Annotated in this window: 29 protein-coding genes, 3 tRNA genes and 1 riboswitch; of the genes, 8 read left to right on the top strand and 24 right to left on the bottom strand. The window is 53.4% G+C overall.

The annotated features are described in order from the left end of the window. Positions 1-415: 415 nt before the first annotated feature. The 8 genes from Q3O12_RS00770 to tldD form a co-directional block, all read right to left on the bottom strand. The gene (locus Q3O12_RS00770) at positions 416-640 is read right to left on the bottom strand and encodes a SlyX family protein (protein ID WP_002218191.1); all 225 of its coding nucleotides are present in this window, start codon (positions 638-640) and stop codon (positions 416-418) included. After that, a complete protein-coding gene (locus tag Q3O12_RS00765) occupies positions 641-2,029 on the bottom strand; it encodes a Na+/H+ antiporter family protein (RefSeq protein ID WP_002218192.1) in 1,389 nt (462 codons plus the stop codon). Positions 2,030-2,114: 85 nt separating this feature from the next. Then, positions 2,115-2,936, bottom strand: a complete 822-nt coding sequence (gene prmC, locus Q3O12_RS00760) for a peptide chain release factor N(5)-glutamine methyltransferase (RefSeq protein ID WP_301668878.1) — start codon at positions 2,934-2,936, stop codon at positions 2,115-2,117. Positions 2,937-3,246: 310 nt separating this feature from the next. After that, the gene (locus Q3O12_RS00755) at positions 3,247-4,101 is read right to left on the bottom strand and encodes an amino acid ABC transporter substrate-binding protein (protein WP_118812300.1); all 855 of its coding nucleotides are present in this window, start codon (positions 4,099-4,101) and stop codon (positions 3,247-3,249) included. 73 nt (positions 4,102-4,174) lie between these two features. Then, positions 4,175-4,906, bottom strand: a complete 732-nt coding sequence (locus Q3O12_RS00750; RefSeq protein WP_096108957.1) for an amino acid ABC transporter ATP-binding protein — start codon at positions 4,904-4,906, stop codon at positions 4,175-4,177. A gap of 1 nt (position 4,907) precedes the next feature. Further along, positions 4,908-5,576 carry an amino acid ABC transporter permease gene (locus Q3O12_RS00745; RefSeq protein ID WP_301668877.1) on the bottom strand — a complete coding sequence of 223 codons (669 nt, stop codon included), beginning with the start codon at positions 5,574-5,576 and terminating at the stop codon, positions 4,908-4,910. After that, entirely contained in the window at positions 5,566-6,225 is a 660-nt protein-coding gene (locus Q3O12_RS00740) for an amino acid ABC transporter permease (protein ID WP_301668876.1), read from the bottom strand. Before Q3O12_RS00740 ends, Q3O12_RS00745 begins: the two co-directional genes overlap by 11 nt. Positions 6,226-6,372: 147 nt before the next feature. After that, the gene (gene tldD / locus Q3O12_RS00735; RefSeq protein ID WP_301668875.1) at positions 6,373-7,857 is read right to left on the bottom strand and encodes a metalloprotease TldD; all 1,485 of its coding nucleotides are present in this window, start codon (positions 7,855-7,857) and stop codon (positions 6,373-6,375) included. 74 nt (positions 7,858-7,931) lie between these two features. Beyond that, positions 7,932-8,036: riboswitch (TPP riboswitch) on the top strand. Positions 8,037-8,194: 158 nt separating this feature from the next. On the opposite strand from tldD, the gene Q3O12_RS00730 reads away from it, so the two are divergent. From Q3O12_RS00730 to Q3O12_RS00705, 6 genes are all read left to right on the top strand, one after another. Beyond that, positions 8,195-9,295 (top strand): FAD-dependent oxidoreductase, encoded by a 1,101-nt coding sequence (locus tag Q3O12_RS00730; RefSeq protein WP_301668874.1) that lies wholly within the window; start codon positions 8,195-8,197, stop codon positions 9,293-9,295. A 20-nt stretch (positions 9,296-9,315) separates the two neighbouring features. Then, the gene (gene thiE / locus Q3O12_RS00725; protein WP_301668873.1) at positions 9,316-9,939 is read left to right on the top strand and encodes a thiamine phosphate synthase; all 624 of its coding nucleotides are present in this window, start codon (positions 9,316-9,318) and stop codon (positions 9,937-9,939) included. A 135-nt stretch (positions 9,940-10,074) separates the two neighbouring features. Then, a complete protein-coding gene (locus tag Q3O12_RS00720) occupies positions 10,075-10,722 on the top strand; it encodes a DUF4304 domain-containing protein (protein WP_301668872.1) in 648 nt (215 codons plus the stop codon). 114 nt (positions 10,723-10,836) lie between these two features. Further along, a complete protein-coding gene (thiS, locus tag Q3O12_RS00715; protein ID WP_003684673.1) occupies positions 10,837-11,031 on the top strand; it encodes a sulfur carrier protein ThiS in 195 nt (64 codons plus the stop codon). 78 nt (positions 11,032-11,109) lie between these two features. Further along, a complete protein-coding gene (locus Q3O12_RS00710) occupies positions 11,110-11,907 on the top strand; it encodes a thiazole synthase (protein WP_301668882.1) in 798 nt (265 codons plus the stop codon). After that, positions 11,895-12,338, top strand: coding sequence for a hypothetical protein (locus Q3O12_RS00705; protein ID WP_301668869.1), 444 nt, complete (start codon positions 11,895-11,897; stop codon positions 12,336-12,338). Before Q3O12_RS00710 ends, Q3O12_RS00705 begins: the two co-directional genes overlap by 13 nt. A 300-nt stretch (positions 12,339-12,638) precedes the next feature. Here the strand turns inward: Q3O12_RS00705 and Q3O12_RS00700 are convergent, their stop codons facing one another. The 6 genes from Q3O12_RS00700 to Q3O12_RS00675 form a co-directional block, all read right to left on the bottom strand. Continuing rightward, positions 12,639-13,472, bottom strand: a complete 834-nt coding sequence (locus Q3O12_RS00700; protein WP_301668868.1) for an SPOR domain-containing protein — start codon at positions 13,470-13,472, stop codon at positions 12,639-12,641. A gap of 112 nt (positions 13,473-13,584) precedes the next feature. Continuing rightward, entirely contained in the window at positions 13,585-15,363 is a 1,779-nt protein-coding gene (locus Q3O12_RS00695; RefSeq protein ID WP_301668867.1) for a bifunctional biotin--[acetyl-CoA-carboxylase] ligase/type III pantothenate kinase, read from the bottom strand. Continuing rightward, complete coding sequence (rfaE2, locus tag Q3O12_RS00690) at positions 15,360-15,866, bottom strand: D-glycero-beta-D-manno-heptose 1-phosphate adenylyltransferase (protein WP_301668866.1); 507 nt, start codon at positions 15,864-15,866, stop codon at positions 15,360-15,362. Before rfaE2 ends, Q3O12_RS00695 begins: the two co-directional genes overlap by 4 nt. Before the next feature lie 212 nt (positions 15,867-16,078). Further along, positions 16,079-16,154, bottom strand: a tRNA-His gene (locus tag Q3O12_RS00685). Positions 16,155-16,181: 27 nt separating this feature from the next. Further along, a tRNA-Arg gene (locus Q3O12_RS00680) sits at positions 16,182-16,258 on the bottom strand. 24 nt (positions 16,259-16,282) lie between these two features. After that, positions 16,283-16,360, bottom strand: a tRNA-Pro gene (locus Q3O12_RS00675). A 222-nt stretch (positions 16,361-16,582) separates the two neighbouring features. On the opposite strand from Q3O12_RS00675, the gene folD reads away from it, so the two are divergent. Continuing rightward, a complete protein-coding gene (gene folD / locus Q3O12_RS00670; RefSeq protein WP_301668865.1) occupies positions 16,583-17,437 on the top strand; it encodes a bifunctional methylenetetrahydrofolate dehydrogenase/methenyltetrahydrofolate cyclohydrolase FolD in 855 nt (284 codons plus the stop codon). Between the two features lie 61 nt (positions 17,438-17,498). Here folD and Q3O12_RS00665 read toward each other — a convergent pair whose 3' ends face one another. Beyond that, entirely contained in the window at positions 17,499-18,080 is a 582-nt protein-coding gene (locus tag Q3O12_RS00665) for an RDD family protein (RefSeq protein WP_301668864.1), read from the bottom strand. A 176-nt stretch (positions 18,081-18,256) separates the two neighbouring features. Here Q3O12_RS00665 and asd point away from each other — a divergent pair, with 176 nt between their 5' ends. Beyond that, positions 18,257-19,372, top strand: a complete 1,116-nt coding sequence (gene asd / locus Q3O12_RS00660) for an aspartate-semialdehyde dehydrogenase (RefSeq protein WP_301668863.1) — start codon at positions 18,257-18,259, stop codon at positions 19,370-19,372. A gap of 93 nt (positions 19,373-19,465) precedes the next feature. On the opposite strand, the gene Q3O12_RS00655 is transcribed toward asd, so the two are convergent. Genes Q3O12_RS00655 through obgE form a run of 9 tightly spaced genes read right to left on the bottom strand, consistent with a single transcriptional unit; the run spans position 19,466 to position 26,192 of the window. Continuing rightward, positions 19,466-19,996: an alpha/beta hydrolase gene (locus Q3O12_RS00655; protein WP_114935822.1), complete on the bottom strand. Its 531-nt coding sequence runs from the start codon at positions 19,994-19,996 to the stop codon at positions 19,466-19,468. A gap of 10 nt (positions 19,997-20,006) precedes the next feature. Further along, on the bottom strand, positions 20,007-20,351 hold the full coding sequence (locus Q3O12_RS00650) for a hypothetical protein (protein WP_301668862.1): 345 nt from the start codon (positions 20,349-20,351) through the stop codon (positions 20,007-20,009). Further along, entirely contained in the window at positions 20,338-21,117 is a 780-nt protein-coding gene (locus Q3O12_RS00645; RefSeq protein WP_002219971.1) for an exodeoxyribonuclease III, read from the bottom strand. The genes Q3O12_RS00650 and Q3O12_RS00645 overlap by 14 nt, the downstream gene beginning before the upstream one ends. A 15-nt stretch (positions 21,118-21,132) precedes the next feature. Further along, complete coding sequence (locus Q3O12_RS00640) at positions 21,133-21,285, bottom strand: hypothetical protein (RefSeq protein ID WP_301668861.1); 153 nt, start codon at positions 21,283-21,285, stop codon at positions 21,133-21,135. Positions 21,286-21,301: 16 nt separating this feature from the next. Continuing rightward, the gene (locus Q3O12_RS00635) at positions 21,302-21,520 is read right to left on the bottom strand and encodes a hypothetical protein (protein WP_070583538.1); all 219 of its coding nucleotides are present in this window, start codon (positions 21,518-21,520) and stop codon (positions 21,302-21,304) included. 30 nt (positions 21,521-21,550) lie between these two features. Beyond that, entirely contained in the window at positions 21,551-22,972 is a 1,422-nt protein-coding gene (gene cysS / locus Q3O12_RS00630; RefSeq protein WP_301668860.1) for a cysteine--tRNA ligase, read from the bottom strand. 15 nt (positions 22,973-22,987) lie between these two features. Next, positions 22,988-24,040, bottom strand: coding sequence for a HaeII family restriction endonuclease (locus tag Q3O12_RS00625; protein ID WP_301668858.1), 1,053 nt, complete (start codon positions 24,038-24,040; stop codon positions 22,988-22,990). Next, positions 24,037-24,984 carry a DNA cytosine methyltransferase gene (locus Q3O12_RS00620; protein WP_301668856.1) on the bottom strand — a complete coding sequence of 316 codons (948 nt, stop codon included), beginning with the start codon at positions 24,982-24,984 and terminating at the stop codon, positions 24,037-24,039. The genes Q3O12_RS00625 and Q3O12_RS00620 overlap by 4 nt, the downstream gene beginning before the upstream one ends. Before the next feature lie 53 nt (positions 24,985-25,037). Beyond that, entirely contained in the window at positions 25,038-26,192 is a 1,155-nt protein-coding gene (obgE, locus tag Q3O12_RS00615) for a GTPase ObgE (protein WP_301668855.1), read from the bottom strand. Positions 26,193-26,265 lie beyond the last annotated feature (73 nt).

The raw sequence follows: 26,265 nt of genomic DNA, 5'->3' as shown, positions 1-26,265 counted from the left end.
CATTGAGTAAGACGTTTTCCCCGTAATGTGTTTGGCCGTCTGTCCCCTTTGGGTTCGGACGGCTTTTTTTTTGGCTGTGTTTGAATACCCGGTTGGTTTTATCTGTTTGCAGCGGGGGAAGCCGCTTATTTCCGTTCGGGCGGAAAACGGTTCCATCGGATAAAAGGCATTTTGTCCGACTGATTAAAGTTATAGTGGATTAACAAAAACCAGTACAGCTTTGGCTCGCCTTAGCTCAAAAAGAACGATTCTCTAAGGTGCTGAAGCACCAAGTGAATCGGTTCCGTACTATCTGTACTGTCTGCGGCTTTGTCGCCTTGTCCTGATTTTTGTTAATCCACTATATATCTTAGGTTTGCATCGTCGGAATATTCAAACACAGCTTTTTTTAAGGAAATCCGGATACGGCGGCGCATCAATAATGCGGCGGAATCTCGTCGCGCAGGGAATACGGCTCTTGCGCGTCGGGATTCCTGTCCTGCATTTTTTGATACAGCAGCCTCAACTGAGCCTGCTGCAAATCCAGCGTCTGCCGCAATTCCGCCACCATCGCGTTCAGGCCGGCGATTACGTCCTCCTGAAGCGCGGATTGGATTTCCAGCTCTGTGATGCGGTGTTCCAACTCTTGAACCGCGTCCATTTACAGCACCATCGCGGCAATCCAGCCGGCAATCAGCAGCGGGATGTTGTAGTGGATGAAGGTCGGGATAACGGAATCGCGGATGTGGTCGTGCTGCCCGTCGGCGTTCAGCCCCATCGTCGGACCCAGCGTGGAATCGGACGCAGGCGAACCGGCATCGCCCAACGCCCCCGCCGTGCCGACAATGGCGACGGTGGCAAGCGGCGAAAAGCCCAAACCGACACACAAAGGCACATAAATCGCGGCAATAATCGGCAAAGTGGAAAAGGACGAACCGATACCCATCGTTACCAAAAGCCCCACCACCAGCATCGCCAATGCCGCCATACCTTTGCTGTTGCCGAATATCGCCATACTGCTTTCCACCAGCGGCTGAATATGCCCGGTCGCATTCATCACGGCGGCAAAACCCTGCGCGGCAATCATAATGAAGCCGACCATCGCCATCATCTTGATGCCTTCGCCGAACACGTCGTTTGCCTTGTCGCGGTTGATGACGCCCAACATCATAAATACGGCGAAACCGAGCATCGCGCCCAATACCAGCGAGTCTTCATACATCAACTGTATGGCAAAGCATACGGCAATGGCGGCGGCAGCGGCCAGGCTGCGGTAGGCGGACGGCTGCGGACGGTTTGCCGCATCGGCGTTGCCCGCCGTATCGGCATTGTTGCTTTGGTACAGGCGCGGTTTGCGGTAGTGGACAAACGCCAGCAGGAGTCCGGCCAGCATTCCCAACGCGGGAATCGCCATTGCCGCCATTACGTTGATGTTTTTCACATCAAGCTGCGGCGCGGCGGAATGAATGTTGCCCAACAGGATTTCGTTCAAAAAAATCGCACCGAAGCCGTAAGGCAGGAACATATAAGTCGTAACCAGCCCGAAAGTGATGACGCACGCAATCAGGCGGCGGTCGATTTTCAGGCGGTTGAACACCAAAAGCAGCGGCGGAACAATCATCGGGATAAAGGCGATGTGGATAGGTATGATGTTCTGACTCATAATGCCCATCACAAGGATGATGGAAAGCAGCAGCCACTTGACCGCGCCCTCGCCCGAACGCACGCTGTCGGGCATACCGCCCCGGTTCAGCTTGCGGACGACCGCGCCGGCAAGCTGCTGCGGCAGGCCGGAATGGGTAATCGCCATTGCAAACGCGCCGAGCATCGCATAAGAAAGCGCAATCTTCGCACCGCCTTCCAAACCTTTGTTGAACACGGGGATAATCCCCGCCTGACTGACCTGTCCCGCCGCATCGGCAATGTTTTGCAGCGGCATACCCGCCACCGCGCCGCCGACAAACGCGCCGACCGTCAGGCTCAATACCACGTGCACGCGCGACAGCGACAGCACCAGCATAACGATTACGGCAACTACGACTGCATTCATTGTTTATCGCTCCAAACCTATAAATGTTTACATATCGAAACACATCATAACCCAATAACGGGAAACCCGCCAATTTTGCAAACAATTATTTCAAATGCTTCATATACTTCCCCAGCGTAACCCTGTCCAAACCCGCCAAGTCCGGCAGGGTTTCCACTCCTGAAAAACCATTCTCCGCCAACACGCCGCGCACCGCCGCGCCCTGATCGAAACCGTGTTCCAACAACAAAAAACCGCCCTCCGCCAAACGGTCGGGCGCGCCTTGCGCCAAGGTGCGGATGCAGCTTAGGCCGTCTGAAAAGTCGGTCAGCGCGATTTGCGGCTCAAACCGCAAATCGCCTTGCGACAAATGTTTATCGCCGTTTTCGATATAGGGCGGGTTGGACACGATGATGTCCCATTTCCCTTCAGACGGCATATCGGTGTCGAACCACGAACCGTATGCAAATTCGACCCGCGCGCCCAAATCTGCCGCATTTTTCCGCGCCGTTTCAAGGGCGGGCGGGCTGATGTCGGATGCGCGCACAAACGCATCGGGGCGTTCGAGCGCGACGGTTACGGCAACCGCGCCGCTGCCCGTCCCAAAATCCCACACGCGCCCGTTTTCGGGCAGGCGCGCCAATACGGCTTCGACCAAGTGTTCGGTTTCGGGGCGCGGAATCAGCACGCTCGGATTGACTGTAAAGCGTCTGCCATAAAATTCGCGCACACCTAAAATATAGGCAACCGGCTCGCCGTTCAGACGGCGTTGCGCCAGCCTGTCCGCCCGCTGTCGGACTTCGTCCGGCATTTCTTCCCCGCCCCGCGTCAACAACTGCACGCGCGTATATTCCGAAGCATATTGCAGCAGCATTCTTGCTTCATTTTTGGGCAGTTTTGACAAGCCCAACCATTTATCAAACGTCATTTTTCGTCCCGTCTGCCGCTGATGCGGCTCGAACATTTTTTCCGGCTTTGCGGCACGCTGATTCAAAAAATATCATTTTGCATTGAAATTATATAATAAAGAAAAACACCTTATCGCCGTTTCAATACCGTAGGAATTTATCCGAATCACAAAAGCCCGTCCGCCGTCATTCCGCGCAAGCGGCAACAACGGAATAAATAAAAAACAATGACATAGTTGGTTTTCCTTTGAATTTGCGATATTTGCGGCGGCTGAAAAAAAATCCGCACCCGCCTTCAAATGCGGATACGGATTTTCTTGTCAGACAAACTTATTCGGCCAACAATGCTTCCGGTTTGACTTTTTCGCCATACACGGGCAACAGGGTTTTTTCATAGGCGGCTTTCAGACGGCCGTCTTTTTTCATGGCGGCGATTTCGCCGTTGACCCAGTTCAAGAGATCAGCGTTGCCTTTTTGAACGGCGGGTGCGATAAATTCGGCAGGGCCGAGGTTGCCGATGGCAACTTCAAAGTTCGGGTTTTCTTTTGCCCATGCCCACAGCAGGGCGTTGTCGTGGGCGAGTGCCGCGCCGCGTCCGTCTTTCAGCGCGTCGAAGGTTTCGGTGTTTTGGTCGAATTTCAATAATTTGACTTCGGGATGGTTTTTGGTGAAGAAAGCGTCGGCGGTCGTGCCTTTATTGACCAGCAAGGTTTGGTCTTTCAGTTGCGCGATGTCGGTAATCGGTTTGCCTTTGGGGGAAACCACGCCCAACGCCACTTTCATATAGGGGTCGGCGAAATCGACGGCTTCAGCGCGTTCGGGGGTTTTGGTGAAGTTGGCGAGGATGAGGTCGACTTTACCGGAACGGACGTATTCAACGCGGTTTGCGGCCTCGGTTAAGACAAATTCGACTTTGTCAGGGCTGCCGAGCAGGTCTTTTGCCAGGTCTTTGGCGATTTCAACGTCAAAGCCTTGGTTTTTGCCGTTGGCATCAACATAGCCGAACGGGGGCTTGTCGCCGAATACGCCGATGCGGATTACGCCTTTTTCTTTGATGGCGGCAACGGTTGCCGCACCGCTGCTTTGTGAAGATTGGGCATCGCCGGAGCCGCCCCCGCAGGCGGTCAGTCCGACGGCGATGGCGGCGGAAGCCAAAAGGGCTTTGAGTTTGGCGTTCAGTTTCATTGGGAATCTCCTTTTTGAATGTTTGCTTGGGATGAAATGCCGTCTGAAAGGGGTTCGGACGGTTTGCGGTAAATCAGTAGTCCATACCTGCCAGAAATTGGCGGGCGCGTTCGCTTTTTGGTGCGGAGAAGAAGGTTTCGGGGTCGGACGATTCAACGATGCCGCCTTTGTCCATAAAGACGATGCGGTCGGCAACTTTGCGGGCGAACCCCATTTCGTGGGTTACGATGAGCATACTCATCCCTTCGCGGGCGAGTTCCAAAACCACTTCCAAGACTTCGCGCACCATTTCGGGATCGAGTGCGGCGGTGATTTCGTCCAGCAGGATGACTTCCGGATTCAGACACAGGGCGCGGACAATAGCGATGCGTTGTTTCTGGCCGCCGGAGAGTTCGCGCGGATAGGCGTTTTTGCGGTCGGACAAACCGACGCGTTCCAATAATTTGTCGGCTTGAGCCTCTGCTTCGGCGCGGTTGCGGTTTTGTACTTTTACCGGACCTAAGAGGATGTTTTCGATGACGGTCATATGGGCAAACAGTTCGTAGCTTTGAAAGACCATACCGACTTTTTGCCGGGCGGTTTGCCAGGAAACGTCTTTGCCGAATTCGCCGACGCCGTCCATCACGATGCTGCCGCCCTGGTGCGGCTCCAAACCGTTGACGCAGCGCAGGAGGGTGGATTTGCCGCAGCCGGACGGGCCCAACAACACAATCACTTCGCCTTTTTCCAAGTCCAAGTCTAAGGATTGGATGGCGGTTACGCCGCCGTATTGTTTGTGCAGCTTGCGGATGCTCAGTAAAGCCATATCAGTGTTCCCATTTTTGTTCCAGCTTTGCCGCCAGCAGCGACAGTGGCCAACAGCATAAAAAATACAGCATAAAAATCAGTCCATAAACCCAAAATGAAGCATTGGGCTGCGTCAGCAGCGAGTTTTCAATAATTTGCTGCCCCACTTTGACCACTTCAATCACGCCGATAAGCGAGGCGAGCGAGCTGGTTTTGATCATGCGCGTAAACAGATTGACGGCGCCGGGTAATACGCGGCGGATACTTTGCGGCAGCTCGATGTAGCGGAATACCTGCCCGCGGCTCAAGCCGAGCGCAAGACCCGATTCGACCTGGTGTTTTTCAATCGATTCCAGTGCGCCGCGCACCAAGTCGCCCATTTCGGCAACGCCCCACAGGGAAAATACCCAGACGCAGACCCAAAATCCGCCGATGTGGATGCCCGTCCAGGCGGACAGTCCGAAATACAGTCCGAACAGCCACACCAAAATCGGCACGATGCGGATGGTTTCGAGATAAAACCGTCCGATAAAGCGGATGAGCCGGTTGCGCGAACGCAAAACCAAGCCGAACAGCGTACCCAATACGCAGGAAGCGGCAACGGAGGCCAGGGAAATCTGCGCCGTCAGCAACAGGCCTTCGCCCAAGCGTACCGCGTTTTGTCCTTCAAACAGCCAGTCAAACACCATATTTTGCACTCCGTACGCGGTTTTCGGCCCAGCGCGCCAGAAGCGAAACGGGCAGAAGGATGATCAGGTAGCTGGCAAACAGCAGGAACAAGGCTTCGTTGGTTTTGTAGTCCATGCCGATGATGTCTTTGGTAACGAACAACAATTCCGCAATGCCGACCGCGCTGACGATAGATGTTTCTTTCATCAAAAACAATACGTTTGCGCCGATAGCGGGAACGGCGACCGCCCATGCCTGAGGCAATTCGACATAGCGGAACACTTGAAAGCGGCTCAAACCGATGGCCTTGCCCGCTTCGATCTGCCCTTTGGGGACGGCCAGAATACCGGCGCGGATGGCTTCCGCCATGTAGCTTGCGCCCAAGAAAACCAGTGCGATTACGCCGCAGGTGAAACCATCCCATTTAATGCCCATTTTCGGCAGGCCGTAATACAGGAAAAACAATTGGATCAGCAAGGGCGTATTGCGCGACAGCTCGATATAGGCGCGCGCCAATGCGTAGAAGGGGCGGATGCGGTATGCCGTTACCACGGCAACGGGCAGGCCGAACAGCAACGACAAAACAACGCCGTAAACGGACAATTCCAACGTCAGCTTTGCCGCATCGGCGAATTTGGGTACGGCATCGATTAAATAAGGCCAGTTCATCAGAATCAGAAATCAGCTTAACGAAAGGCGGTATTTTAATGAACTTGTAAGATAATGTTAAAGAATGCTTAGGAATATCAAACATCGGAAAAAAGAATAAGGCGATGCCGTCTGAAGCCTTCAGACGGCATCGTGCCGGATTCCGCGTCAGATTGCGCTGCCGCCGACGGTCAGTCCGGCATCAATCCGCAAAGTCGGCTGCCCCACGCCGACAGGGACGCTCTGGCCTTCTTTGCCGCACACGCCGACACCGCTGTCCAACGCGGTATCGTTGCCTATCATCGAAACGTGTTTCAGCACTTCGGGGCCGTTGCCGATAATGGTCGCGCCTTTGACAGGATATTGCAGCCTGCCGCCTTCGACCCACCACGCTTCGGACGCGCTGAAGACAAATTTGCCGCTGGTAATGTCCACCTGTCCGCCGCCGAAGTTGACGGCGTAAATGCCCTTGTCGATGGACGCGATGATTTCGTCGGGTTCGTAGCCGCCGTTTTCCATAAAGGTGTTGGTCATGCGCGGCATCGGGACGGAGGCGTAGCTTTCGCGGCGGCCGTTGCCGGTCGATTGCGTACCTGTCAGGCGGGCGTTGGTTTCGTCCTGCATATAGCCGACCAAGATACCGTCTTCAATCAATATGGTACGGCGTGTTTCGTTGCCTTCGTCGTCGATATTGAGCGAACCGCGTCTGTCGGCAATGTCTCCTTGGTCAACGACGGTAACGCCTTTGGCGGCAACGCGCTCGCCGATTCTGCCTGAAAAGACGCTGGTTCCCTTGCGGTTGAAATCGCCTTCCAAACCGTGTCCGACCGCTTCGTGCAGCAACACGCCCGGCCAGCCGTTGCCCAAAACGACGGTCATTTCTCCGGCGGGTGCGGGGCGGGATTCGAGGTTGGTGAGTGCCTGTTTGACGGCGGCATCGACAAACTGCCGCACCAAGTTTTCATCGAAATAAGCCAAATCGTAGCGTCCGCCGCCGCCCGCGCTGCCCTGTTCGCGGCGTTCGCCCTGTTTGGCGATGACGGTAACGTTCAGGCGCACCATCGGGCGGATGTCCGCGGCGTGTTTGCCATCGAGTCGGGCGATGTACACCATGTCGTATTCGCAGGTCAAACCGGCCATCACTTGCACGATGCGCGGATCGGCGGCTTTGGCGATTGCTTCCACTTTGTTCAACAGCGCGACTTTGGCGGCGGAATCAAGGCTGGCAATAGGATCCATCGCCATATGTACAGGCTTGCCGTAGGCAGGTGTCGGCACTTTGACGCTGGCCTCGCCACCGGCCGCACCAATCACGCGCACGGCTTTGGCAGAGCGGTTGATCGAATCGATACACAGGCTGTCGGCGTAGGCAAAAGCAGTTTTATCGCCCGAAACGGCGCGCACGCCCACGCCCTGATCGATTTGGAAGCTGCCCGATTTGACGATGCCCTCTTCCAAATGCCAGCTTTCATAAGCAGTGCGCTGGCAGTAGATGTCGGCATAATCGACGTGGTGCGCGCCGATGATGCACAGGCTTTTGGCGAGCAGTTCGGGGGAAAGGCGGTTGGCTTCGAGCAGCCGTGCCTGTACGGCGGAATAGGTCGGATGCATAGTGTCGGCGCATAAAAAATCAGGGGCTTGATTATACGGCATTTGTTATGGAAATGCGCCGTGCCGCCGAAAATGTAAGAATTTTGCCAACGCACGTTGCTTTGTGTAAACTTAAAGCTTTCTTGTCGGAGTGCCGCCCATCGGGCGGCTGAGATTGCGAAAGCAGAATCCGTAGAACCTGTCGGGGTAATGCCTGCGTAGGAAACAAAATCTCCCCGCCCTTTCGGGCTTCCGTTCCCTTTTCCGCACTTCCCCGCCCCATTTTCATGTTTTTTTAAGGACTTGATATGTCGGGCAATGCCTCACAACAACCCTCACCCACCGCAACGGCGGCACGCCTTTTTTCCGACAAATCGCGATACCTGCAAAGGAACCCGTCATGACCCGTATCGCCGTCCTCGGCGGCGGCCTTTCCGGAAGGCTGACCGCATTGCAGCTTGCAGAACAAGGTTACCAGATTGCACTTTTCGACAAAGGCAGCCGCCGGGGCGAACACGCCGCCGCCTATGTTGCCGCCGCGATGCTCGCGCCTGCTGCGGAAGCGGTTGAGGCAACGCCCGAAGTCATCAAACTGGGCAGGCAGAGCATTCCGCTTTGGCGCAACATCAGAGGCCGTCTGAAAACGCCTGCCATGATGCAGGAAAACGGCAGCCTGATTGTGTGGCACGGGCAGGACAAACCTTTATCCAGCGAGTTCGTCCGCCATCTCAAACGCGGCGGCGTGGCGGATGACGAAATCGTCCGTTGGCGCGTAGATGAAATCGCCGAACGCGAACCGCAACTCGGCGGACGTTTTTCAGACGGCATCTACCTGCCGACCGAAGGCCAGCTCGACGGGCGGCAAATATTGTCTGCACTTGCCGACGCTTTGGACGAACTGAACGTCCCTTGCCATTGGGAACACGAATGCGCCCCCGAAGACCTGCAAGCCCAATACGACTGGCTGATCGACTGCCGCGGCTACGGCGCAAAAACCGCGTGGAACCAATCCCCCGAACACACCAGCACCTTGCGCGGCATACGCGGCGAAGTGGCGCGGGTTTACACACCCGAAATCACGCTCAACCGCCCCGTGCGTCTGCTGCACCCGCGTTATCCGCTTTACATCGCCCCGAAAGAAAACCACGTCTTCGTCATCGGCGCGACCCAAATCGAAAGCGAAAGCCAAGCTCCTGCCAGCGTGCGTTCAGGGTTGGAACTTTTATCCGCACTCTATGCCGTCCACCCCGCCTTCGGCGAAGCCGACATCCTCGAAATCGCCACCGGCCTGCGCCCCACGCTCAATCACCACAACCCCGAAATCCGTTACAGCCGCGAACGCCGCCTCATCGAAATCAACGGTCTGTTCCGCCACGGCTTTATGATTTCCCCGGCCGTAACCGCCGCCGCTGTCAGATTGGCGGTGGCACTGTTTGACGGAAAAGACGCGCCCGAACGTGATGAAGAAAGCGGTTTGGCGTATATCCGAAGACAAGATTAAAGCCGTCTGAAAGGAACCCCATGACCTTCCCACCCGTGAAATCTCCGCTCAAATTCTACACCGTTGTTCCCACCGCCGATTGGGTGGAGCGCATGGTCAAAGCAGGTGCCGATACCGTGCAACTGCGCTGCAAAACCCTGCACGGCGATGAATTGAAACGTGAAATCGCCCGCTGCGTCGCCGCCTGTCAGGGCAGCCGTACGCAGCTTTTCATCAACGACCACTGGCGCGAGGCAATCGAAGCGGGCGCATACGGCGTGCATCTCGGGCAGGAAGATATGGACACCGCCGACCTTGCCGCCATCGCCGCCGCCGGTTTGCGCTTGGGTTTGAGTACGCACTCCGTCGCCGAACTCGACCGCGCCCTGTCCGTACACCCCAGCTACGTCGCCAGCGGCGCGATTTTCCCGACCACGACCAAGCAAATGCCCACCGCCCCGCAAGGCTTGGACAAACTGCGCGAATATGTGAAACAGGCAGGCGGCACGCCCGTCGTCGCCATTGGCGGCATCGATTTGAACAATGCTGAAGAGGTATTGGCAACCGGCGTTTCCTCACTCGCCGTCGTCCGTGCCGTGACCGAAGCGGCAAATCCCGAAGCGGTGGTTAAAGCATTTCAGGCTTTGTGGAATAAAAATAAATAAGATCGTCTGAAAATAATAAAGTCTAAAACCAGACGTACCAGATAATATATTTACAGAGGAATTTATTTTTTATTTTATTCATTTTTATCATATTTTAAAATTTTAAAAAGATACATAAGGAGCAATTTGATAACAATGAAACCAAGAGAGTTATGTGAAAAAGCATGGCAAGAAATAGCAAGTAAATTTCCTGATTTTAAGATAATTTCTAAAGGGCAGAAATTAAAGAGAGTATCTAAAAACAGGGATATTACATTTGAAATCTATTTTCAGGCTGATAGGCACAATTATCAATGTAGCGTGCAATTTATTCCACATATCGCCATTTACTCAAAAGATATGAAAAAGGCAAATATCAATAATGGTTTTATATATGGCGGAGAGTTGGGGAGCTTGATAAATAGAAAACCTTGGATTTGGTGGCAGTTAGCAGGAGCAAGCTATAAATATACGGTAGAGGATGTTAGCAAACTTATAAGGGAGCATATAATACCGTTATTTGACGATTTTGAGGACACAGAAACCAATATTGAAAAAATTATAAATGAGGATATGAATGACTATAATTTATTGTATTACATCTATTATTTTAGCGAAAAAGCTAAGGCGCAGCAGTATTTTAATAAAATAATCAAAAAAGACAAATTAAGAAAAAAGTATATTGGTTTTTATAATTCTTTGAATGAATTACCAAAGGAAAGCATTTCATTAGACATATGTGAATTTAATGGAGCTACTATGATTAAATTTGCCTATATTAATGGGATTGAAATAGAAAAATAATAAATAATTGAACATAAAAATATTAATGGACACAAATGTTGCAGGTTCGCTTGCAACCTAACATTTACAAAGGTCGTCTGAAAACCTCTATAAACACCGAAATATCGAGAAACCATGAACATCATCTTAAACGGCGAACCCGCCGAACTTCACGGCACGACCGTTGCCGACCTCATCGCCCAAACCGCGCCGCAAAAGCCTTTTGCCGTGGCGGTGAATACCGGATTTGTCGCCAAAGGCGCGTATGCGGAAACGGTTTTGAACGAAAACGACAAAGTCGACATCGTCCGCCCCGTCGTCGGCGGCTGAATGCCGTCTGAAACCCCAAAGGCACGCCTCCGGCTTTCAGACGGCATCGCGCCCGACAACCATATCAAGGAACCCATTATGCTCACCCTGTACGGCGAAACTTTCCCTTCACGGCTGCTGCTCGGTACGGCTGCCTACCCGACCCCCGAAATCCTCAAACAATCCATCCAAACCGCCCAGCCTGCGATGATTACCGTCTCGCTGCGCCGCGCGGGAAGCGGCGGCGAGGCGCACGGTCAGGGGTTTTGGTCGCTGCTTCAAGAAACCGGCGTTCCCGTCCTGCCGAACACGGCAGGCTGCCAAAGCGTGCAGGAAGCGGTAACGACGGCGCAGATGGCGCGCGAAGTGTTTGAAACCGATTGGATTAAGCTCGAACTCATCGGCGACGACGACACCTTGCAGCCGGATGTGTTCCAGCTTGTCGAAGCGGCGGAAATCCTGATTAAAGACGGCTTCAAAGTGCTGCCTTATTGCACCGAAGACCTGATTGCCTGCCGCCGCCTGCTTGACGCGGGCTGTCAGGCGTTGATGCCGTGGGCGGCCCCGATCGGCACGGGTTTGGGCGCGGTTCACTCCTACGCGCTGAAAGTCCTGCGCGAACGCCTGCCCGACACGCCGCTGATTATCGATGCGGGCTTGGGTTTGCCCTCGCAGGCGGCGCAAGTGATGGAATGGGGTTTTGACGGCGTATTGTTAAACACCGCCGTTTCCCGTAGCGGCGATCCGGTCAATATGGCGCGCGCCTTCGCACTCGCCGTCGAATCCGGACGGCTGGCATTTGAAGCCGAACCGGTCGAGGCTCGCACCAAAGCGCAAGCCAGCACGCCGACAGTCGGACAGCCGTTTTGGCATTCGGCGGAATATTGGAAAGGGTAGCGAAATGCCGTCTGAAGGCTTCAGACGGCATCGCGGCCCAAAACGGCGGCGGCCTGAAACGGACAAACCGCCATTCCCCGGCATCACGGCTTTATCGTGAAGAACAGGGAAACCGGCCGGAAAACCTTGCCGCCCACCCCGACACCGCAACCAACGAAACACCCGGCCTCCACGGTGTGCAGGCTGCCACGCAAGCCCCAAGTACAACAACAGAAGAAGCGTTTTGTCGTTTGAATACATTTAAAGCATCCGTAAGCCTTTATCCGCAACAGTTTCACCGCTTTTGCATCCCCGAATCCACGCTCAAACATCCCCGAATGACAACCCTGTCCGCGCCAAATCGGACGGATGTTCAAACACGGGCAACCTTATTTCCGTCAGGCACGAAGCCCCCGGCTATGCCTGCACCCCCGATTTGTCCGGCACAATGAAAGTTTGCCGACCCGAATCACAAACATCGGTAAATAGTTTAATTTGTTTATTTTTCATCGCATTACAAAAAATCCGCATTTATTTTTAAATTTTTATTGATAATTATTATTATTAGCGTATAATTAAAACCACTCGGAAGTCGTCAATTCCGAACCATTAAACACTGTATTCCCTCATCATTCACTTTCACACTTGGAGTCGGCATATACGAGACATACATTCCCTTTTTATATATCAGATACTCAAAACCGAAACGCCAAACCCACCTTTACGGTGGGTTTGGCGTTTTTGGTCTGCACTTATTTGCAGGATTTGAGGTTCAGTTTGCCGTATGGGGACGTGATTTTACGGATTTCGTCCGCATCGGCGGCATTCACGCCGGTAAACAAAACCGTCATACGCGACACGCTCAAAGAATCGTCCTGCCGGCCGGTTTCCGCAGCGCGTTCGACAATATGCGCCCCACCGAATCCTGCGCCGGCAAGCCGGTTTTGCAGGGCTTGGGCATTTTCCCGGCTGTTGCCGACACCCAAACTCAATGCGCCGTCAAACGGTATGGGGTTGAAACCTTTGGCAGACAGCTCCGCCGCCTGTTCTTCGGCATTGCCGGAAATGGGCAGGACGACGCGGTAGGTTTTATAGGTTTTATCGGCAGGTTTGGCTTTGGCGGTACGTTTTTCGACGCTCCTGCTGGCGACGTGCGACCATTTGCCCAAAAGCCCTTTGATGCGGTGGTAGTCGTCTTCGTCCATCGTGAGGCTTGCCTGCGCAGCGCATGAGGTATCCGCCGTACTGTTTTCACGTTCCGCCTGCGCCTTTTCGGCGGCGAGTTTTTCGCGGCGGGCTTTTTCCTCGCGCTGTTTTTTCTCCTTCAGTTTTTTCTGTTCCGCTTCTTTTTGCAGGCGCAACTGTTCCGCCTGTTCTTCGGTCAGGATGTCGCCCGGTTTGAGCAGTGCGGCCGTATCCTCCCCGGATGCCGCCGCATTGCCGGCGGCGGGCGTTGCAGGGGGTGTGTTTTCGGTAGCCCGGTTCTCCGGCACGCCGCCCGCCGCTTTAACGGCCAATTTATAGCCCACCGTGCCGCCGAATACGGCAATATTGAGTACCGCCAAAAGGGTGAAGAGCCATTTCATCAGAATTTCCTCAATGTTTGAAACCCCGCCCGCCCGGGCGGCAGTCTGTCGGGCGGCAGAATCCGGATGGATTCGGACGGATGCCGCCCCGTGTTGAAAAAGGGCATATTTTCTAAGCGTGTTCCGATTCCCCGCCTTCGGCGGCAATCAGGTTCAGCAGCCCGTGGATGACGAGGTTGTCCGCCACGCGCACGGTATTTTCCGCCAAAAATGCAGGCGGCAGGGCTTCTGCAACTTTCGCCGCGCCGCCGCCGGTAATGATGACATCGACAGGCTTGTCCTCGCCGTTTTTTTCTTTCAGACGGCAGTGCATCATCATAACCGAACCGCAAACCGCGTCCATCATACCGCTTGCAATGGCGTTGCTTGTGGTGGTCGGGAAAGGGTAACGCTTGCCGGCGGGGCGGTTGAGGTTGGCGGTTCGGACGGCGAGCGATTCTTTCATCAGGTGGAAGCCGGGCATGATGGTTCCGCCGAGATAATGTCCGTCATCGGTGAGCGCGTCAACCGTTACCGCAGTGCCGCAGCTGACGACGACGCAGGCGTTGCGGCTGAAGCGGCGGCTGCCCAATGCGTTAAACCAACGGTCGGAACCGTGTTCTTCGGGATGACGGTAGTGGTTGCGTATGCCTAAAGCCTGAGCGGAAGACGGCAGCCATTCGATTTTTCGGGCGAGCTGTTCCTGAACCTGTGCCTTTTTGGATTCTCCGCACACGGCGCAACCGACGATGCGGACATTTCCATCCGCCTTTTCCGCCCACTCCGCGCCCAAAGGCGACAAATCGCGGTACGGCGCGCTGCCGACGGTTGCGAACGTGCCGTTTTCCACCCACGCCCACTTGAGCCGGCTGTTCCCTCCGTCCAACAGCAAAAAACGTTCCGGTTCCCGCTTCCTCGGAACAGAGACCGGCCTATCGTCGGGCCGCAGGCTGATTTCGCCGCTGACTACGGTTTGCCTGCCGTCTCCGGTATCCAGATGCAATATACCCTTCTCGTCCACACCGCTGACCGTACCTTCGCAAACGGTTTCGCCGTTGCGCAAAAGCAATACTGCCTTGCCGTGATCGCGGTTGGCAGCCTGATATTCCGCCACAAAAGGCGCAAATCCATCCCGCGCATATTGCACCAACACCGCGTCCAGTTCCGCCAACAACGTTTCCAGCAGCACGGCGGCATCGGCATTGCCCCGCCGCGATGCCGTCTGAAACAGCGATTGCACCGACGCGGCGTTTTCCACTTCCTTGGGCAGCACGAAATTGATGCCGATACCGACCACGGCAACCGTTTTGCCGCCCGTCCTGACCGTTTCAATCAGAATGCCGCCCAATTTGTCGCGTCCGACGACCAAATCGTTTGGCCACTTGATTTGCGTTTCCAAACCCAAACGCAACAAGGCGCGCCGGCACGCCACTGCCGCAACAGGCGACAGCGAACCCAACTCATACTGCGGCCGGTCAAACACCCAGCCGAAACTGAACATCAGACACTCGCCCAAACGGTGCGACCACTTCCGCCCCTGCCGCCCCCTGCCCTTACTTTGCAGGTGGGTCACGCATACGGTTTTGTGCGCCTTGTCCGGCGCAATCCGCGCCAATTCCAGTATCTCGTCGTTGCTGGACGCGCACTCATGTTTCAATGCCGTCTGAAAACCCGACCGTTCCCCCAACGCGCGCAAACCTTCGGCATCGAAAACCGCCAAGGGGCGCACCAACCGCCAATAGCCGTCGTGTTGGCGCAATAGCCCCCGTATATGCGCCGGCATCTGCTGCCAAAAACCGTTCAACTGCTGCGGCTTCATATCCGCCACACGCGCCAGTTGCGAGACGTGTTGCGGCAAACCGTCGGCAAGCTCCGCTAACACCCGCCAGTGCGAAGGCTTCAAAACCGTCATTTTCCACCCTCGGCAGCACGGATTTTCGCCAAAGTCTTCGTCGTCGAAGTCTGGTGCAGAAACGGAATTGAAAACACCTGACCGCCGCGTGCCAACGTTTCTGCCGCACCGACAATCTTATCCACGGCCCAATCGCCGCCCTTGACCAAAATCTCAGGTTTGACCGCCTCGATCAACGCCGCCGGCGTATCCTCGTCAAACCAAGTAACCAAATCCACACTTTCCAAAGCGGCGGCAACGGCGGCACGGTTCTCCAAAGGATTGACCGGGCGGTCGCCGCCCTTGCCCAAACGCCGCACCGAAGCATCGGTATTCAACGCCAGCACCAACGCCGCCCCCGCCGAACGCGCCTGCGCCAGATAAGTAACATGACCGCGATGGAGGATGTCGAAACAGCCGTTGGTAAACACCAGCGGGCGCGGCAACAACGCCAAACGCGCCGCCAACGCCTCGGGCGGACAGATTTTCGATTCAAAATCAGGGACAGACCAACCGTCAACCATCAAAGCCTCCGACAAAAACCATAAAAGACAGAAAAACCCACATGATACAGAAGCATATGCGAAAGGCAAAGCCGGCGGCGCAAATGCCGTCTGAAGCGGTTTCCGTATGACCGGCCCGGCTTTCAGACGGCATACCGCCGCACCAATATGACTGATGCAAATAATAAGCACAAATGGAAAAAGACCTGTACCGAAAAGTACAGGTCTTTATCTGGGGTGGCTGATGGGGCTCGAACCCACGACAACCGGAATCACAATCCGGGGCTCTACCAACTGAGCTACAGCCACCATAAAAACGGCTTTCAATCAAATTCTTGGCACGCCCGACAGGAATCGAACCTGTAACCCCCGACTTAGAAGGTCGGTGCTCTATCCGGTTGAGCTACGGGCGCTCATGCCGATTCGTGCTGATTGATTGGTCGGGGCGGTGGGATTCGAACTCACGACCCTCTGCTCCCAAAGCAGATGCGCTAACCGGGCTGCGCTACGCCCCGACTTGAAGTATTGAATTGTACATACGGACGAAAAACACGTCAACGCTTATTTTTAAAATCCTAATAAAACCTATGTAGTATTTTGATTTGTAAAAATATTTAACCAGATTCAAAACCCAAGTCCTATTTCCAGATAAATTTATTTTCGGCATCCTGCTGTAAAAATATACGGAAAATGCGATAATTTTTAGCAATTTCTACCTGTTTAATAAAAGGACGGACATGTCGGCACAATTAATCAACGGTAAAGAAGTTTCACAAAAGCGTTTGGAAGCTGTAGCCGAAGCTGTGGCGAAACGCCAACGCGACAGCCTGCATACGCCTTGCCTGGCCGTGGTTTTGGTCGGCGGCGACCCTGCCAGCGCGGTTTATGTCCGCAACAAGAAAACCGCCTGCCAAAAATGCGGCATCAAATCGCTGTCTTACGAGCTGCCCGAATCAACATCGCAGGAAGAACTGCTGGCACTGGTCGACCGCCTGAATGCCGATTCCGAAGTGGACGGTATTCTGGTTCAGCTGCCCCTGCCGAAACACCTCGACAGCCAGGCGGTTTTGGAACGTATTTCGCCGGATAAGGACGTGGACGGCTTCCATCCTTACAATGTCGGCAGGCTGGCGGTCAAAATGCCGCTGATGCGCCCGTGTACGCCCAAGGGCGTGATGACGCTTTTGGAAGCTTACGGCATCGATCCGAAGGGAAAAAAAGCGGTCGTGGTCGGCGCGTCGAATATCGTCGGCCGCCCGCAGGCTTTGGAACTGCTGCTGGCGCGCGCAACGGTAACGGTCTGCCACAGTGCGACCGAAAATCTTGCCGATGAAATTGCCGCCGCCGATATTTTGGTAGTCGGCGTGGGCATTCCGAACTTTGTCAAAGGCGGGTGGATCAAACCCGGCGCGGTCGTTATCGATGTGGGCATCAACCGTTTGGACGACGGCAGCCTGTGCGGCGACGTGGAATTTGAAACGGCAAAAGAACGGGCGGCAATGATTACGCCCGTTCCCGGCGGCGTGGGTCCGATGACGATTGCCACATTGATGGAAAACACTTTGCACGCGGCTTCGCTGCACGATGCTTGAGCGGTTCTGAAGATAAAAATGCCGTCTGAAAGGCTTTCAGACGGCATTTTGCCGTGTCCGTTTATTTGGGCAGCTTGACGACAACCGTATCCGCCATCATGTCATAAAGCGTGCGGCGGTCGCGTTTGACCATAAAGAGCAGGACAAAGTTGGCAAGGAATGCCAGCAGGTTGATGGCGTTTTCCCCGTTGTCACCTACTGCAAGACCGATAACGACGGCAATAATGGCAACCAAAACCGACCACGCGATTTCGCGTACCAAAACCGTACCGACAAAACCCGGATTGCGGCCGTCGGTTTTCAACACGCGGATTCTCATGATTTTCTTACCCAATGACTGCCCGTCCCTGCTCATATAGTAGATTTGAACGACGGTATAAACCAAAATGCCTGCCAGTCCGACCCAAAAGGAAGTCATACCCAAAAGCAGCCCGAATATTTCCTCACTACCGACAATCCTGCCTTCATTCTTGATGGCGAAGACAATCAGACCGGCAAACGGCACCAGCAGAATCAAAAAGGTAAACAATTGGTTCAGCAGCGCGGCAAGTATCCGGTCGCCTGCGCCGGCAATTCCGACTTCAATTTCCTGCCCGTTGCGGTTGTCGGATACCGCGTCGGTGTAATCGTTTTTTTCTTCCATATCCGTTCCTGATAATCGTTCTTAAACAGATGGCATTCTACCGCCCTACTGCTGCAAACGCCAATCCCAAAAAGAAAATTCGATAAAGAACTTTACATTTTCCCAATACGGCGTTAAAACGCTTCCTTTACGCCATACATAATTTTATTAACGATTTTTCCTCAAGGAGCAACACAATGAAAGTAGGTTTCGTCGGCTGGCGCGGTATGGTCGGTTCGGTTTTGATGCAGCGTATGAAAGAAGAAAACGACTTCGCCCACATTCCCGAAGCGTTTTTCTTTACCACTTCCAACGTCGGCGGCGCGGCACCCGATTTCGGTCAGGCGGCTAAAACATTATTGGATGCCAACAATGTTGCCGAACTCGCCAAAATGGACATCATCGTAACCTGCCAAGGCGGCGATTACACCAAATCCGTGTTCCAAGCCCTGCGCGACAGCGGCTGGAACGGCTACTGGGTTGACGCGGCATCTTCTCTGCGCATGAAAGACGACGCGATTATCGTCCTCGACCCTGTCAACCGCAACGTCATCGACAACGGCCTCAAAAACGGCGTGAAAAACTACATCGGCGGCAACTGCACCGTCTCCCTGATGCTGATGGCACTGGGCGGCCTGTTCCAAAACGATTTGGTCGAATGGGCAACCAGCATGACCTATCAAGCCGCTTCCGGCGCGGGCGCGAAAAACATGCGCGAACTCATCAGCGGTATGGGCGCGGTTCACGCCCAAGTGGCGGACGAGCTTGCCGATCCTGCCGGCTCGATTCTCGACATCGACCGCAAAGTATCCGATTTCCTGCGCAGCGAAGACTATCCGAAAGCCAATTTCGGCGTACCGCTCGCCGGCAGCCTGATTCCGTGGATCGACGTGGACTTGGGCAACGGCCAGTCCAAAGAAGAATGGAAAGGCGGCGCGGAAACCAACAAAATCCTCGGCCGCAGCGGCAATCCGACCGTAATCGACGGCTTGTGCGTCCGCATCGGCTCTATGCGCTGCCACAGCCAAGCCATCACCCTGAAGCTGAAAAGAGACCTGCCCGTTTCCGAAATCGAAGCGATTTTGGCAGGCGCGAACGACTGGGTGAAAGTCATCCCCAACGAAAAAGAAGCCAGCATCCACGAGCTGACTCCTGCAAAAGTTACCGGCACGCTGTCCGTCCCCGTCGGACGCATCCGCAAACTGGGTATGGGCGGCGAATACATCAGCGCGTTCACCGTCGGCGACCAACTTTTGTGGGGCGCGGCCGAACCGCTGCGCCGCGTGCTGCGTATCGTGTTGGGCAGCCTGTAAGCCGGATTTGAATAAAAAATGCCGTCTGAAGCCTGTTTCAGACGGCATTTTCCTTGCAACCCCGGTTGACCGAAATTCCGATAAGGCAAGCGTTCACGCCAGCAACATTTCCTGCATCAGCTTCATACCCCACTGCCAGCCGCCGAGCATACCGTTCAAGCTGCCCGAATGCGGGGAAACCAACAGGCGCGCGTTCCACAAATCTGCCTGTTTTTGCGCCCAACCGTGCGGCACGCCGCCGTGTTCGGACACCACCAATGCGGCACGGCAAGGACAGCGGACGCGCCGGAAGGTGTGTTCCGCATCGTCGGAGAAAATATCGGGACGCTGCGGTACAAGGATGATGTTGGCAATTTTCTTCCGGGTCAGGATATCTGCCCGATACAGCCACGCCAAGAATGCGGCCGCGCCCGCTCCGTGTGCGACAACGGCGATATGCCTGCCCTGTATCCGTTCGAATGCCGTCTGAAGCGCGGTTTGCCACGCTTCCGTGCTGCTGTTTGCGGATGCTTCGGACATCTGCACGACGGGATAACTGACCGCCCAACGGTCTATCCACATCTGATCTTCTCCGGCATCGCGTATCAGCCAAAGCGTCAAATCTTCGAGTTCAAAACCCTGCATACCGCCCCGCCTATTTGAGCAGGTCCCGGAGGGTAAAGGCGATGAGCAGCGAAGCGGGTACGCTCAATATGGCGCACACGGCAAGGCAGGCAAGAACGTTTGCCAACAGCCGCCAGCCTTTCCAACTCAAACATTTGGCCGCAATCAGCAGGCAGGGCAGGCAGATCAGCAGCCATACCAACGCCCATATCGGGTTTGCCTTGGTCGGCGCAAGCCAGCCCTGCATCCGCGCCAGCATAAATATCGCCCACACCAACATGGGCAGGATAAACGCAGCGACAACCCATGCCGCGCCTATTCCCGTGTTTCCGTCCACATTCCAATCATATTTACCCAAAACTTTATTCGGCAGCATAGTCATACTCCACGACCAGCGGCGCATGGTCGGAAAATTTTTCGTCTTTATAAACGTGTGCGGACACGGCTTTGGCGGCAAGTTCGGGCGTAACCATCTGATAATCGATGCGCCACCCGACATCTTTCGCATACGCCTGCCCGCGGTTGCTCCACCATGTATAACCCGGATTATCGGGATAGAGCGTACGCCACATATCCGTCCAGCCCAGCGTATGGATAACCTTGCCTATCCACTCGCGCTCTTCGGGCAGGAAGCCCGAATTTTTCTGATTGCCTTTCCAGTTTTTCAGGTCGATGTTTTGGTGGGCGATGTTCCAGTCGCCGCAAACGACAATGTCGCGTCCTTCGTTTTTCATCGCTTCGAGCATAGGGTAAAACGCATCGAGGAAACGGTATTTCACCTGCTGGCGTTCTTCCGCGCTGCTGCCGCTGGGCAAATAAAGCGAAATGACGCTCAACCTGCCGAAATCGCAACGCACAAACCGCCCTTCCCTGTCGAATTCTTCAATGCCCATGCCGATTTGCACATTGTCGGGTTTGCGTTTGCTGTACACCGCCACACCGCTGTAACCGCGCTTCTCGGCACAATGCCAATAGCCGTGCATCCCGTGCGGATTTTTCATATCGGCAGACAAATCAGCCTCCTGCGCTTTGAGTTCCTGCACGCAGACAATGTCCGCGCCCGATGCGGCGATATATTCATAAAATCCCTTTTTGTAGGCGGAGCGGATGCCGTTGACGTTGGCGGAAATGATTTTAAGCATAATAAAAATAAGTTCTCACAATGTTCCCATACACAAAGCGACACCTGGTGCGGCACCTGGTGCGCCGCCCGGCATTTCCCATTCAACCCTGCCTGCTGAAAACGGTGGGGCTTCAAGCGGGAAATGCCGTCTGAAAACGGAAAAAGGGCAAAAGGCGGTACTTTTCACAAAAACACCTCTTATCTTATTCTCCATAATCTAGTAATTTATTTAATAAGTCATCCAATTCTTTATCATTTAATCCAATTTCATAGAGTACTCTATGCAAACTATAAATCCATCTATTAAAATTATTTTGCTTATTATTGATAATATTAGATATTTTTTTTATTTCCAGAAAGTCTTCCGGGTTAAATCCAAGATCTTTTAATCTGATTTTAATATTATTAATAATATCTTCCATGTTTATTACTTTTGCCCTTTCCGATACAGTTCAACCGCGCCGCCAAGTCGTGCCGCCGGCGTTGTCTTCCAAAATGATTTTGTGTTCGTTCAGAAGGTCGCGGATGCGGTCGGACTCCGCCCAGTTTTTATCCGCGCGCGCCTGTTTGCGGCGGGCGATCAAGTCTTCGATTTCTTCGTTGGAGAGGCCGTCTGAAACCGCCCCGCCTTGCAGGAACTCGGTCGGATCGCGTTGCAGCAGGCCGATGATACCGCCCAAGGCTTTCAGGCAACCGGCGAGGTGCGCATCATTGGTTTTGTTCACCTCACCTGCCAGTTCGAACAACACGGCAACCGCTTCGACCGTGCCGAAATCGTCGTTCATGGCGGCGTAGAAGCGGCGGGTGTAGTCGTTGGCGTTTTCGGACAAATCAAACTCAGCCGCCGGTGTGTTTTTCAAGGTGGTGTACAGACGGGTCAACGCGCCTTTTGCGTCGTCCAGATGCGCGTCGGAGTAATTCAGCGGGCTGCGGTAGTGGGCGCGCAGGATGAAGAAGCGCACGACTTCCGGGTCGTATTGTTTCAACACTTCGCGGATGGTGAAGAAGTTGCCCAACGATTTGGACATTTTTTCGCCGTCCACACGGATGAAGCCGTTGTGCAGCCAGTATTTGACGTGGCTGGCGATGCTTTGCCCGTGGTGGGTTTGCGCGTAGTCGTGGCCGCAGGTATGCCCCGTCGCGCCGACGCTTTGGGCGATTTCGTTTTCATGGTGCGGAAATTGCAAGTCCGCTCCGCCGCCGTGGATATCGAAAGTATCGCCGAACAGGTTTTCGCTCATCGCGGAACATTCGATGTGCCAACCCGGACGGCCGTTACCCCAAGGGCTTTCCCATGCAGGTTCGCCTGCTTTGGCTGCTTTCCACAACACAAAATCAAGCGGATCGCGTTTGAAACCATCGACTTCCACACGCTCGCCTGCACGCAGGTCATCCAACGATTTGCCCGACAATTGTCCGTAAGCGGTAAACTCGCGCACGGCATAGTAAACGTCGCCGTTGGCGGCAGGATAAGCCTTGCCGTTTTGAATCAGGGTTTCAATCATGGCAATCATTTGCGGGATATTTTCCGTTGCCTTCGGCTCGATGTCGGGACGCAACACGCCCAAAGCATCGGCATCTTCGTGCATAGCCTGAATGAAACGCGCGGTCAGTTCGCCGATGGTTTCGCCGTTTTCAGCCGCACGCGCGATGATTTTGTCGTCGATGTCGGTAATGTTGCGCACATAAGTGAGCGGATAACCGCACTCGCGCAGCCAACGGGCAATCATGTCGAACACAACCATCACGCGGGCATGGCCCAAGTGGCAATAGTCATAAACGGTCATACCGCAAACGTACATACGCACGTTTTTAGGGTCGATGGGAGTGAAGGGTTCTTTTTGACGGGTAAGGGTGTTGTAGATGGTGGTCATATTCATCAAGTAAGTTTAGAAATGAGTAACAGTAATGTCATATCCGCGATTTTGGGCGAAATCTAAAAATTCATTGGCTTCATTAACAGCAGGAAATTCACGCATAATTTCAGTTTTAATATTTTCCAACAACGCTTCTGCAATCGGATATTGGCCTCTCAATGCTTTTTCGTACCAACTTATCAAATCATCCTCGGTTACGATGTTTTGAATTCGGCTTTTCCAGCCTATTTGCGTCAGTAATGAAACAATCACCGATTGTTCTGCCTTTTTGCAGACAATGACAATTCTATCTGCGCTAATGGAGGATACAATATCTTCTGCCAACTCTTCGTCTAAAGAGAGATGTTTGACCTGTATGGCCAATCCGAAGTTAGACCACATATCCAACCCTCTATCGGCAGCATTGGTTACGCCTACACGATGGATTTTTGCAGGAAGTTTTAAATGCCCATTTTTCGGCATAGTGATGATTTTTTCGGCAAAATCTTGATATTCCTCCCATAAAAACAGGTTTTCCTTAGCAAAATCAATTGAAACCGTTATGCCTAATTCTGAAACCAATGCATCAAACAACGCATAAACAACGATTTCATATATCTTGTCTATACTTCTTTTCAATCCCGGCTCGAGCCAAAATAAATTTAGAAATTCAGACAGTTGGAAGGAGTATCTGTCTGTATTGCCGACATAAGCCAATGCTTCGCTCATTTGGGAAAAACGATTGAAAAACTGTTGATAAATGTACGATTCTACCCCGCCGTCCGACTGTCTGTTTAATGTTCCCAATACCGCTAGTTTTTCAGGCGGCATTGCATTTTTTTCAAACAGATTATCTTGGAATTTTGCCGATGAAGTAGAAATCCGCCCTAAAAACCGACGGCAGATTTCATCCCTCCAGCGTTTAGATTGGTTGCGGTAAGTATCTAAATTTAAAAAATCCAACTGTTTTATACAACGGTCATGATATAAAATTTCTGCAATTTGAATGGGTTTATAAAGGTGGATACGGGATTTTTTGATAATGCCGTCCAATGCTTCTTTAGCTTGTTGTTCTTCAAACGTCATCCCGCCTCCAATAAATCCAATTGCCCTTTTTGTTCGACCTTGCCGGAAAGAGAAGCGAGCATATTTTCCGCGATGGCTTCTATTACAGGGACGGATACAGAATTTCCGGCGACTTTCCTGACTTGCGAGTAGGGGATATTGATTTCAAAATCATCGGGAAAACCTTGTAATCTTAACATTTCCCTTCCTGTTAGCCTTCTTACTCCGTTTACCACCAAATAATTGTAACTCCCCCCGGCCCTTAAGGCACAGGAATATGGAAGTGCGGAAACATTCCCGCCAATATTTTCATGCCAAATTGATGGAGTGGGAGGGGCTTTTTTTAAGGCTGCCAAACGTTTTTGTTTCAAGGCATCTGATAAAAAATAGTTTGGTTCAACATCTCGGTCGTTTTCCAACAGTTCGCCCAATGGCCGATATTGGTTTATGGGTTCGGGAAAGTAAAAAGGGATGCCGTCTGAAAAACCCACAATATAAATTCTCTCGCGTTTTTGCGGCAATCCGAAATCCAAAGTATTTAAAACCTTAAAATAAACCGTATAACCAAGCTGTTTAAGGGTTTCTAAAATAATACGGAAAGTCCTGCCCGAATCGTGCGTAGTCAGCCGCTTAACGTTTTCCAGAAGAAAAGCCTTCGGCTGTTTGGTTTTCAGGATTTCGGCAATATTGAAAAACAATGTTCCGCGCGTATCTTCAAATCCCAATCCCTTACCTGCGATACTGAAAGGTTGGCACGGAAATCCCGCAAGCAGAATATCATGATCGGGAATATCTGAAGGATCGATGCTGTTAATGTCGCCAAAAGGTTTTTCTCCAAAGTTTGCTTCATACATTTGTCGGGCATATTTGTCCCATTCCGATGAGAATACATTGGTGCACCCGTATTTTTCAAAGCCTAGGCGTATTCCGCCAATGCCTGAAAATAAATCTATTGTTTTATACATAGCACATCTCTGCAGAATGAGCCGCCTGAAAACTTTCAGACGGCATTGTCCTTTTACTCCGGCTTAAACACGCCCGTATCCGTTTTCGGCTGCTGTTCGATAATTTCAACATTTGCCGCCGCTTTCTCCGCTTCGGCTTTCTCGGCTTCAATGCGTTTTTTCTCAGTCAGGTATTGGTTGATTTGGTGTACCAATTCCTGCGTGCCTTGGTGGGTCAGTGCGCTGATTTGGAAAAGGCGCGGGGTTTCCATATCGAATTGGAAACGGTCGTCCGGTTCGGGGTAGTCCCAGCCGACGGCTTCGAGGAAGGCGGCTGTTCGCGCCCGGGCTTCTTCTTCGTCGAGCATATCAAGTTTGTTCAGCACCAGCCAGCGCGGTTTGCCGTAGAGTTCTTCGTCGTATTTGCGCAATTCGTTGATGATGGCGAGGGCTTCTTCGGCGGGGCTGACGGTTTCGTCGAAAGGGGCCAAATCGACAACGTGCAACAATAATCCTGTGCGCGACAGGTGTTTGAGGAAGCGGTGTCCCAAGCCTGCGCCTTCTGCCGCGCCTTCAATCAGGCCGGGGATGTCGGCCATGACGAAGCTGTGGTTTTCGTCGATGCGCACGACGCCCAAGTTTGGATGCAGGGTGGTGAAGGGGTAGTTGGCGATTTTGGGACGTGCGGCGGATACGGCGGTAATCAGGGTGGATTTACCGGCGTTGGGCATGCCTAACAAGCCGACGTCGGCGAGGACTTTAAGCTCGAGTTGCAGGGAACGGGTTTCACCTTCTTCGCCGGGTGTGGATTGTTTGGGTGCGCGGTTGACGGACGATTTAAAGTGGATGTTGCCCAATCCGCCTTTGCCGCCTTTGGCAAGGCAAACGCGCTGTCCGTGGTAGGTGAGATCGGCGACGATTTCATCGGTATCGAGGTCGCGGATGAGGGTGCCGACGGGCATTTTGAGGACGATGTCGTCCGCACCTGCGCCGTAACGGTCGGAACCGTGGCCTTTTTCGCCGTTTTTGGCCTGGTAGCGTTTGACGAAGCGGTATTCGACGAGGGTGTTGGTGTTTTCGTCGGCTTCTGCCCAGACGCTGCCGCCTTTGCCGCCGTCGCCGCCGTCGGGACCGCCGCGCGGTACGAATTTTTCGCGGCGGAAACTGGTTGCACCATTACCGCCTTTGCCTGCGGCGACTTCGATTTTTGCTTCGTCGATAAATTTCATTCAATGCTCTTGTTTGTTGGTTTCAAATAAGGTTCCAGACGGATTGCCGTGTGTTTTGATGCCGTCTGAACAG

It is taken from the genome of Neisseria benedictiae (assembly GCF_958267435.1).
GTDB lineage: Bacteria > Pseudomonadota > Gammaproteobacteria > Burkholderiales > Neisseriaceae > Neisseria > Neisseria bergeri.
Note: the sequence above shows the minus strand (reverse complement) of the source record. Positions and strands in the feature narration are given on the sequence as shown.

Bases quoted from the DNA above. Each gene is read 5' to 3' on its own strand.
- Q3O12_RS00770 (WP_002218191.1), bottom strand. From the start codon at position 640: ATGGACGCGGTTCAAGAGTTGGAACACCGCATCACAGAGCTGGAAATC.
- Q3O12_RS00765 (WP_002218192.1), bottom strand. From the start codon at position 2,029: ATGAATGCAGTCGTAGTTGCCGTAATCGTTATGCTGGTGCTGTCGCTG.
- prmC (WP_301668878.1), bottom strand. From the start codon at position 2,936: ATGACGTTTGATAAATGGTTGGGCTTGTCAAAACTGCCCAAAAATGAA.
- Q3O12_RS00755 (WP_118812300.1), bottom strand. From the start codon at position 4,101: ATGAAACTGAACGCCAAACTCAAAGCCCTTTTGGCTTCCGCCGCCATC.
- Q3O12_RS00750 (WP_096108957.1), bottom strand. From the start codon at position 4,906: ATGGCTTTACTGAGCATCCGCAAGCTGCACAAACAATACGGCGGCGTA.
- Q3O12_RS00745 (WP_301668877.1), bottom strand. From the start codon at position 5,576: ATGGTGTTTGACTGGCTGTTTGAAGGACAAAACGCGGTACGCTTGGGC.
- Q3O12_RS00740 (WP_301668876.1), bottom strand. From the start codon at position 6,225: ATGAACTGGCCTTATTTAATCGATGCCGTACCCAAATTCGCCGATGCG.
- tldD (WP_301668875.1), bottom strand. From the start codon at position 7,857: ATGCCGTATAATCAAGCCCCTGATTTTTTATGCGCCGACACTATGCAT.
- Q3O12_RS00730 (WP_301668874.1), top strand. From the start codon at position 8,195: ATGACCCGTATCGCCGTCCTCGGCGGCGGCCTTTCCGGAAGGCTGACC.
- thiE (WP_301668873.1), top strand. From the start codon at position 9,316: ATGACCTTCCCACCCGTGAAATCTCCGCTCAAATTCTACACCGTTGTT.
- Q3O12_RS00720 (WP_301668872.1), top strand. From the start codon at position 10,075: ATGAAACCAAGAGAGTTATGTGAAAAAGCATGGCAAGAAATAGCAAGT.
- thiS (WP_003684673.1), top strand. From the start codon at position 10,837: ATGAACATCATCTTAAACGGCGAACCCGCCGAACTTCACGGCACGACC.
- Q3O12_RS00710 (WP_301668882.1), top strand. From the start codon at position 11,110: ATGCTCACCCTGTACGGCGAAACTTTCCCTTCACGGCTGCTGCTCGGT.
- Q3O12_RS00700 (WP_301668868.1), bottom strand. From the start codon at position 13,472: ATGAAATGGCTCTTCACCCTTTTGGCGGTACTCAATATTGCCGTATTC.
- Q3O12_RS00695 (WP_301668867.1), bottom strand. From the start codon at position 15,363: ATGACGGTTTTGAAGCCTTCGCACTGGCGGGTGTTAGCGGAGCTTGCC.
- rfaE2 (WP_301668866.1), bottom strand. From the start codon at position 15,866: ATGGTTGACGGTTGGTCTGTCCCTGATTTTGAATCGAAAATCTGTCCG.
- folD (WP_301668865.1), top strand. From the start codon at position 16,583: ATGTCGGCACAATTAATCAACGGTAAAGAAGTTTCACAAAAGCGTTTG.
- Q3O12_RS00665 (WP_301668864.1), bottom strand. From the start codon at position 18,080: ATGGAAGAAAAAAACGATTACACCGACGCGGTATCCGACAACCGCAAC.
- asd (WP_301668863.1), top strand. From the start codon at position 18,257: ATGAAAGTAGGTTTCGTCGGCTGGCGCGGTATGGTCGGTTCGGTTTTG.
- Q3O12_RS00655 (WP_114935822.1), bottom strand. From the start codon at position 19,996: ATGCAGGGTTTTGAACTCGAAGATTTGACGCTTTGGCTGATACGCGAT.
- Q3O12_RS00650 (WP_301668862.1), bottom strand. From the start codon at position 20,351: ATGCTGCCGAATAAAGTTTTGGGTAAATATGATTGGAATGTGGACGGA.
- Q3O12_RS00645 (WP_002219971.1), bottom strand. From the start codon at position 21,117: ATGCTTAAAATCATTTCCGCCAACGTCAACGGCATCCGCTCCGCCTAC.
- Q3O12_RS00635 (WP_070583538.1), bottom strand. From the start codon at position 21,520: ATGGAAGATATTATTAATAATATTAAAATCAGATTAAAAGATCTTGGA.
- cysS (WP_301668860.1), bottom strand. From the start codon at position 22,972: ATGACCACCATCTACAACACCCTTACCCGTCAAAAAGAACCCTTCACT.
- Q3O12_RS00625 (WP_301668858.1), bottom strand. From the start codon at position 24,040: ATGACGTTTGAAGAACAACAAGCTAAAGAAGCATTGGACGGCATTATC.
- Q3O12_RS00620 (WP_301668856.1), bottom strand. From the start codon at position 24,984: ATGTATAAAACAATAGATTTATTTTCAGGCATTGGCGGAATACGCCTA.
- obgE (WP_301668855.1), bottom strand. From the start codon at position 26,192: ATGAAATTTATCGACGAAGCAAAAATCGAAGTCGCCGCAGGCAAAGGC.